Source organism: Paraclostridium sp., from assembly GCF_051656405.1.
Lineage (GTDB): Bacteria > Bacillota > Clostridia > Peptostreptococcales > Peptostreptococcaceae > Paraclostridium.
The window spans coordinates 1-6,961 of the sequence record NZ_JBOGBV010000003.1 but is presented as its reverse complement, the minus strand read 5'-3'; the positions used below and the strand labels follow the sequence as shown (position 1 = coordinate 6,961).

Here is a 6,961-nt window from a genome sequence, read left to right as displayed (position 1 = left end):
AATCAAATCTTGAAGTTATACTCTTACCTCCAACAGTTAAGTATGCATATACTTCTGCCCCCATAAGCTCACTTATTTCTACTGTAGCATTAAATATTGTATCTTGGCTGTTATCTATAAATATATCTTCTATATGAATATCTTCTGGTCTTATTCCTAATACAACTTCTTTACCTATATAACCGTTTTTCTTTAATATATCTGCTTTTGTTTTGTCTAACGCTATTTTAAAATCTTTAGCATTTGCGAAAACAACACCATTTGCTTCAGATATATTACAATCTATTAAGTTCATTTGAGGAGCTCCTATAAATCCTGCAACGAACATATTGTCTGGATTATCATACACATGCTGTGGAGTATCTATCTGTTGAATAACTCCATCTTTCATTATAACTATTCTATCTGCCATAGTCATAGCTTCTACTTGGTCATGTGTTACATATATAAATGTAGTTCCAAGTTTTTTGTGTAACTTTGTAATTTCTGTTCTCATTGCAGTTCTAAGCTTAGCATCTAAGTTTGATAATGGTTCATCCATTAAAAACACCTTAGGATTTCTTACTATCGCTCTTCCTAGCGCAACCCTTTGTCTTTGTCCACCTGATAATGCCTTTGGTTTTCTATCTAAAACTTTTTCTAAATCTAATATTCTTGCAGCTTCTCTAACTTTAGAATCTATTTCAGTTTTCGGCATTTTTCTTAGTTTAAGCGCAAATGCCATATTCTCATATACGCTTAGATGCGGATATAATGCATAGTTTTGGAAAACCATAGCTATATCTCTATCTTTTGGTGCTACATCATTTACTATTTTATTTCCTATATATAACTCCCCTGATGATATCTCTTCAAGACCTGCTATCATTCTAAGCGTTGTAGACTTTCCACAACCAGATGGCCCTACTAAAACAACAAATTCTTTATCTTCTATATCTATATTTACATCTTTTACTGCTTCATAACCATTATCATATGACTTCCCTATATTTTTTAAAATTACTTCTGCCATTTTTAATCTCCCCCAAACCATATTTAATATAGTTTAAGTATATATTAAAAACGTTTTCATATATATAGTCATATTGTCTAAATAATTTCATTCAATTTGTACAAGAAGTACTATTTATTTGTAATCTTCATATACTGCTGATGCTAAAATTTTATTTATTTTATCCATCATAGTTGTAAATTTTTGTTCACATTCTAAATAACTTTTTAAATCTTTATTAGCAGATATTTGCTTCTTTAAATCTTGTGATATCTTTAATGTTTTACTATCTAATTTTACCCCTCTTAATTTTTTCGATCTTATGTCCATTTCGATTTTTTTATGATTATTTAAAATTAATTCATAGTTTGGATTAGATCTTACAACTTTCATATACTTTCTAAATTCTTTATATTCTTTACTGTCTTTTATATCACTTGCAAGTTTTGTAGTACTTTCATATACCCCCATGCTTCTCCTCCTAAAAAAAAGATTGAATATAATATATTATATTCAATCTTTCTGTTTTATACCTCCATTATAATAGGAAGTATCATAGGATTTCTCTTAGTTCTTTGATATAAGTAATCTTTTAAGTTATCCTTTATATTATTTTTTAAGTAAGCCCATTCTTTTATATGACTTTGTTCACAAGCTATTAAAACATTCTTTATAACAGTTTTAGCTCCATCCATTAAGTCCTCAGATTCTCTTACATATACAAATCCTCTAGATATTATGTCAGGCCCTGCTAAAACTTTTCCATCTTCTTTAGATATTGTAACTACAACTATCATTAATCCATCTTCTGATAGATGCTTTCTATCTCTTAAAACTATGTTTCCTACATCTCCAACTCCAAGTCCATCAACTAATACATTTCCAGTTGGTACATGTGATGCAACTTTTGCTGAAGTTTTATCTAATTCTAAAACTTCACCTGTTTTCATTACAAATATATTTTGACTTGGCATCCCTAAATCTTCTGCTATCTCTGCATGTTTCTTTAACATTCTGAACTCACCATGAGCAGGCATGAAGAACTTAGGAGCTACTAATCTATGCATTAATTTTAATTCTTCTTGTCTAGCATGACCTGAAACGTGTATATCCGCTGCATCATCATAAACAACTTCTGCACCTTTTTCAAATAAACAGTTTACAACTTTAGAAATAAGTTTTTCATTCCCTGGTATTGGATGTGCTGATATTATTACTAAATCACCTTGTCTTATTTCTACTTTTTTATGTTCAGCTGATGCCATTCTAGCAAGTGCTGACATAGGCTCTCCTTGAGATCCAGTTGTTATTATAACTAATTCATTATCTTCATATCTATGGATATCATTTAAATCTATTATCATTTCATCATCTATGTCTATATATCCTAGTTCTCTTGCTACAGCCATAACGTTAACCATAGATCTTCCTGATACAGCAACTTTTCTTCCGAATTTTTGAGCAGCATTAACAATTTGTTGTAATCTGTGTATATTAGAAGCAAATGTTGCAACTATTATTCTGCTGTTGTTAGCCTTTGCAAATAATCCATCCAGTCCTGTTCCTACAGTTCTTTCTGATGGGTTATATCCTGGTCTTTCAATGTTTGTACTATCAGCAAGCATTAATAATACGCCTTTTTTGCTTAATTCACATATTCTTTGAAAATCCATTACTTCTCCATCTATAGGAGTTAGGTCTATTTTGAAGTCCCCTGTATGGAATATTATTCCTTGGTCAGTATGAACTGCTATTGAACAAGCATCTGGTATACTATGATTTACTTTTAAAAACTCTACTTCAAAGTTTTTAAGATTTATAGCTTGACCTGGAGTTATAACATTTAAATTTACATTATTTAATTTGTGTTCTTTTAATTTTACTTGTATAAGTCCAACCGTTAACTTAGAAGCATATACTGGAACATTTATCTTTTTTAATACATATGGTAATGCTCCGATATGGTCCTCATGACCATGAGTTATAAATATTCCCTTAACTCTGTCCTTATTCTTCACTAAGTAAGTTACATCTGGTATAACTATATCTACCCCTAGCATCTCTTCTTCTGGAAAACTTAACCCTGAATCTATAACGATAATCTCATCTTTATATTCAATAACAGTCATGTTTTTTCCGATTTCGTTTAGCCCACCCAGGGCCATAACTTTAATTTTATTCAAACTCTTTTTGAACAATTGCATCATCTCCTTTTGTCCTAACTTTTCGCACTTTTTAAATTTCACTCTTTAAAACGTTCCTTAACGAACATACAAATAATATCAAATCACGCACTCTTTACCAGTTATTATAATTGTATCACAAGTTGAAGTATATTTTAAGATATATTTAAAATACATTTACCGTATTGTTTTGACAAACTATAATTATTTTGCTATTCTCAAAATATAATATTTTGGGAGGTTATAATGCGTGGTAAAACTCATTTCACTATAGGTATATTGGCTTCACTGCAAGCTTCTATCCTATTTAATAAACCAATTTCTCTAATGAATATTGGAATCTGTTCATTATTTTCAATACTACCTGATTTAGACACGTCAAACTCCGTTATATCTAATACACTTTTAAATCATAATACATCTAAAAAGATTTATAAGATTATTGTTTATACATTAGATATATTAATTTTTTTAATATCTTTAAAAATAAATGAAAATTTTTTCATAAGTTCAGTAATAACATTTATAGCAATAATAATATTAGAAGCTAAAATTAATCATGGCTTTTTAAGAAAGTTATTTTTATCTCTAATATTTATACTTTTAGCAATTTGCATATTTTTAGCTAATGGTAAATTCTATTTTATTTTATTTAATATTGTTTTAGCTTCTTTCCCTTGGTTAAAACACAGGAAATTATCACATAGTATTTTAGCAATCTTAATCATAAGTTTTTTACTTAAACAAATTGAGTTATTAACTAATATATCAAATTTATGCTTTTTTGGAACTATCGGATATGCATCTCATTTATTTTTAGGAGATTTATTTACAAAATCAGGAATACCACTTTTTTATCCTATTAGTGAAAAGAAATTTTCTCTTGGATTTTTAAGAGTTGGAGGGCGTTTAAGCAATATATTAGAAATTCTATTTATATTAATACTAATATTATGTATTTTGTTAACTCTATCAAAATTTTAAGCCCCAATAAGGGGCTCATCTTTACTTACAGGATTCGCATAAACCATAAAATTTAAGATCGTGGTCTATTATGCTAAAATTATATAATTTTTGTATTTCCAGTTCTATAGAATCTAGTAAATCTTCTTTTACTTCTATTATCTTCCCACAGTTTTTACATATTAAATGATGATGATTGTGTGCATCAGAGTCATCTAAATCAATTTCATATCTTATGCATCCATCATCTAAGTTTAATTTAGAAATTGCACCAACTTCATCTAGTAATTGCATTGTTCTGTAAACTGTAGCAAGTCCTATTTCTGGACAATCAACTCTTACTAGGTCATATATTTCTTCACTACTTAAATGTTCATCCTTATGCTTTAGTAACGTCTCTACAATAGCTCTTCTTTGAGGAGTTATTTTAAATCCCGTTTCCTTTAACTTTTCCTTTAATATATCCATTTGATTCATTTTACATTTACCGCCTTCATTTTCAAATGATAATCTTTATTAATTATTGTACTCCATTATTCTCCTTTTGTCAATATAACAGCAAATTCACACTTAGATTAATTAAATAAAAGTAAAGGTTTTAAACCTTTACTTTTATAATAATACCCAAAGTTTATAAGTTTTAAATAAATTTTATTTATTATAAATAAAATTATTTAAAACTTTTAAATTTTCTGTCTTATCCCACTTAACTACAAAGCTATTATCTTTTTTAAGCCTTCCAGACTCTCTATACTCTGCAACTGGAAATTCCATTTGATCTAATTCATAATTATACAATTCTTTAGATGTCATAGCTATTGTAAGAAGCTTTGATATAGGTAAATTTACATCTACATAAGGCATCATTTCTTTTATAACCTTTGGATAACTGGTTACAGGAAGTTCTACTAGTTTATTAGCTATACTTTTTAGTACATCTCTTTGTCTTTTATCTCTTTCATATATACTATCAATTTGTCTTATTCTAGCATAAGCTAATGCTTGGTATCCATTTAATAGTTGGTTACCTTCAAATCTTATAAATTGAGGTTCTTCCCCTTTATCTTTTGCTACTTTAAAAGAGTTTACTATTATATCATTTAAATGTTCTATTTCATTTTTATGAATATTTACTTCAACACCACCCAAGGTATCAACTAGATCTATAAAAGAATTAAAGTTTACAGCTACATATCCATCTAAATCTATTTTCAAGTTTTTTTCTATAGTCTCTAGTAGTAACTTAGATTTTCCATATGCATATGCGTGAGTTAATTTTTCATACCCATGTCCAGGAATGTTTACTAGCGTATCTCTTGCTAATGAAGTTAGTTTTAAATTTTTATTATCTTTATCTATAGTAAGAATTATCATTGAATCTGACCTTCCTACCTTATCAAAACCACTTGAATCACTTCCTATTAGTAATATATTAGATACATTTTTATTTTTTTCTTTAGTATTTTTATCTAAGTTCTCTTGCTGTACAATACTTTTACTATTGTTGACAGTGGCTTTGTCTATAGATTTACTGTAATTATTTAACGCATATATATTACTTAAAGTAGATGCAATCACAACAATAGCACTCAATACTACACAATACTTTTTAAATTTATTCATATTTCATTGCCCCTTATACTTTCATTAACTTTATTTTATCCATATAAATAAATTTAAATCTTAATTTATAAATTTTTAGATTATCTTATAAATTAGGTACTACATCAAATATAATAGTTTTTATAGTTGCAAAAAACTCTCTTGCATAATAAACTGGTACAAACTTACTTATAGATTTGCTCGTGTAAAAATTAACATTTCCATATCCATTTACTTTAGCTAATATAAAGCTCCTAAAACTGTGAAAATCAGTAGTGGCAACCTTTACATTAAGATTTTTTATATCTTTATTACTGTTTTTTTCTATTTTTTCTTTACTGTATTTAAAGTTTTCATATGTATTTGTAGACTTATCTTCTAGTATTATTTTATTTTTGTTTACTCCATGTTCTACTAAATAATTTTCCATAGCTTTTGCCTCTGAAAGTTTTTCATCACTTCCTTTTCCTCCAGATACAACAATATAACAATCATCTTTACTCTCATCTAAATATTGAATAGCTTTATCAAGTCTACCTCTTAATGTTAAACTTGGTGTAGTATTTTTAACTGATGCACCTAGTACAATCAAATAATCACATTTGTCCTTTTCATTATTTTTCGGAAAAAATATTAATACAGATTCTACTATTAAAAATATTGATAGAATTGTAGTTAAAAATATTTTAATTATATTCTTTAATTTTTCATTAACATGTATTTTATTTTTTACAAAATGATATATTATAAGCAAAACACCTATAACTAAAAAGAAACTTCCAAAGGCCATTCCTCCATAAAATAATTCTAGATAACTAAAGTAACATACCCCTAATATCCCTACTAATATATCTATATATTTAATCATCTAACTCCTCCTATGTAAAATTTACTTCGTTTAAAGCGTAAAAAGGGAGCACCTTAAAGGATACTCCCATTTATAAACTATACAATTTTAATATTAATTATTCTTCGTCGAAGTTTAATCCTTCTTCTTCCATTAAAGTATTGTATACAGCTACAACTGTTTCATACTCTTCGTCATTTTCAAGTGGAGTTAATATATCTCCCTCTTCATCTGTGTCAATTCTAAATATTAAAGCTTCTTCAGCATCATTATCTTCTAAAGGCATAAGTATTGCATACTCTTTTCCTTCTGCTTCTAAAGTTAATATTATTTCAAATTGTATTTCATTTCCATCTTGGTCTATTAAGTTTACTA

At 27.7% G+C, this 6,961-nt stretch carries 8 protein-coding genes; 1 reads left to right on the top strand and 7 read right to left on the bottom strand.

What is annotated here, in order from left to right:
• The 3 genes from ACRDDE_RS00650 to ACRDDE_RS00640 all read right to left on the bottom strand — a co-directional run.
• On the bottom strand, positions 1-1,012 hold a 1,012-nt coding region (locus ACRDDE_RS00650), incomplete at its 3' end, for an ABC transporter ATP-binding protein (protein WP_438624832.1).
• A 114-nt stretch (positions 1,013-1,126) separates the two neighbouring features.
• Positions 1,127-1,462 carry a YlbF family regulator gene (locus ACRDDE_RS00645; RefSeq protein ID WP_021429913.1) on the bottom strand — a complete coding sequence of 112 codons (336 nt, stop codon included), beginning with the start codon at positions 1,460-1,462 and terminating at the stop codon, positions 1,127-1,129.
• Positions 1,463-1,518: 56 nt separating this feature from the next.
• Positions 1,519-3,195: a ribonuclease J gene (locus ACRDDE_RS00640; protein WP_438624830.1), complete on the bottom strand. Its 1,677-nt coding sequence runs from the start codon at positions 3,193-3,195 to the stop codon at positions 1,519-1,521.
• Positions 3,196-3,420: 225 nt separating this feature from the next.
• Between ACRDDE_RS00640 and ACRDDE_RS00635 the strand changes: the two genes are divergently transcribed.
• Positions 3,421-4,158 (top strand): metal-dependent hydrolase, encoded by a 738-nt coding sequence (locus tag ACRDDE_RS00635; RefSeq protein ID WP_438624828.1) that lies wholly within the window; start codon positions 3,421-3,423, stop codon positions 4,156-4,158.
• 21 nt (positions 4,159-4,179) lie between these two features.
• Here ACRDDE_RS00635 and ACRDDE_RS00630 read toward each other — a convergent pair whose 3' ends face one another.
• The 4 genes from ACRDDE_RS00630 to ACRDDE_RS00615 all read right to left on the bottom strand — a co-directional run.
• Positions 4,180-4,614: a Fur family transcriptional regulator gene (locus tag ACRDDE_RS00630; protein WP_025161654.1), complete on the bottom strand. Its 435-nt coding sequence runs from the start codon at positions 4,612-4,614 to the stop codon at positions 4,180-4,182.
• Between the two features lie 174 nt (positions 4,615-4,788).
• Positions 4,789-5,760, bottom strand: a complete 972-nt coding sequence (locus ACRDDE_RS00625; RefSeq protein WP_438624826.1) for an LCP family protein — start codon at positions 5,758-5,760, stop codon at positions 4,789-4,791.
• A gap of 85 nt (positions 5,761-5,845) precedes the next feature.
• Positions 5,846-6,607 (bottom strand): YdcF family protein, encoded by a 762-nt coding sequence (locus tag ACRDDE_RS00620; protein WP_438624824.1) that lies wholly within the window; start codon positions 6,605-6,607, stop codon positions 5,846-5,848.
• Between the two features lie 97 nt (positions 6,608-6,704).
• The coding region (locus ACRDDE_RS00615; protein ID WP_438624822.1) for a DUF1292 domain-containing protein at positions 6,705-6,961 on the bottom strand (257 nt) is incomplete at its 5' end.